This window comes from Telluria sp. AZSoR62, assembly GCF_058111565.1.
In genome coordinates this window covers 1-994 of sequence record NZ_JBYTST010000037.1, presented here as the reverse complement: position 1 = coordinate 994, position 994 = coordinate 1, and the positions used below count along the sequence as shown (strand labels likewise).

The following is a 994-nucleotide window of genomic DNA, read 5'->3' as shown; positions in this document are numbered from 1 at the left end:
ATATCCGCAGCTTCGGTGACTGGCTTAGCCCCGTTACATCTTCCGCGCAGGACGACTCGATCAGTGAGCTATTACGCTTTCTTTAAATGATGGCTGCTTCTAAGCCAACATCCTGACTGTTTTAGCCTTCCCACTTCGTTTTCCACTTAGCCAATCTTTGGGACCTTAGCTGGCGGTCTGGGTTGTTTCCCTCTTGACGCCGGACGTTAGCACCCGACGTCTGTCTCCCAAGCTCGCACTCATCGGTATTCGGAGTTTGCAATGGTTTGGTAACTCGCAATGAGCCCCTAGCCATAACAGTGCTCTACCCCCGATGGTGATACTTGAGGCACTACCTAAATAGTTTTCGGAGAGAACCAGCTATTTCCAAGTTTGTTTAGCCTTTCACCCCTACCCACAGCTCATCCCCTAATTTTTCAACATTAGTGGGTTCGGACCTCCAGGGCGTGTTACCGCACCTTCATCCTGGCCATGGGTAGATCACTTGGTTTCGGGTCTACACCCAGCGACTGTCGCCCTGTTCGGACTCGATTTCTCTACGGCTCCCCTATTCGGTTAACCTCGCCACTGAATGTAAGTCGCTGACCCATTATACAAAAGGTACGCCGTCACGGAACAAGTCCGCTCCGACTGTTTGTATGCACACGGTTTCAGGATCTATTTCACTCCCCTCCCGGGGTTCTTTTCGCCTTTCCCTCACGGTACTGGTTCACTATCGGTCGATTACGAGTATTTAGCCTTGGAGGATGGTCCCCCCATGTTCAGACAGGATTTCTCGTGTCCCGCCCTACTTGTCGTACGCTTAGTACCACCGTTTGAATTTCGTGTAAGGGGCTATCACCCTCTATGGCGCCTATTTCCAGAAGCTTCCACTATTCAATCGACTATCACGTACAGGCTCATCCCATTTCGCTCGCCACTACTTTGGGAATCTCGGTTGATTTCTTTTCCTGCAGCTACTTAGATGTTTCAGTTCGCCGCGTTCGCTTTGCAT

General features: G+C 50.8%; 1 rRNA gene. It reads right to left on the bottom strand.

Going from position 1 to position 994, the window contains the following annotated elements:
- Positions 1-994: ribosomal RNA gene (locus tag AC3XQU_RS22700) — 23S ribosomal RNA — on the bottom strand; the annotation flags it as partial.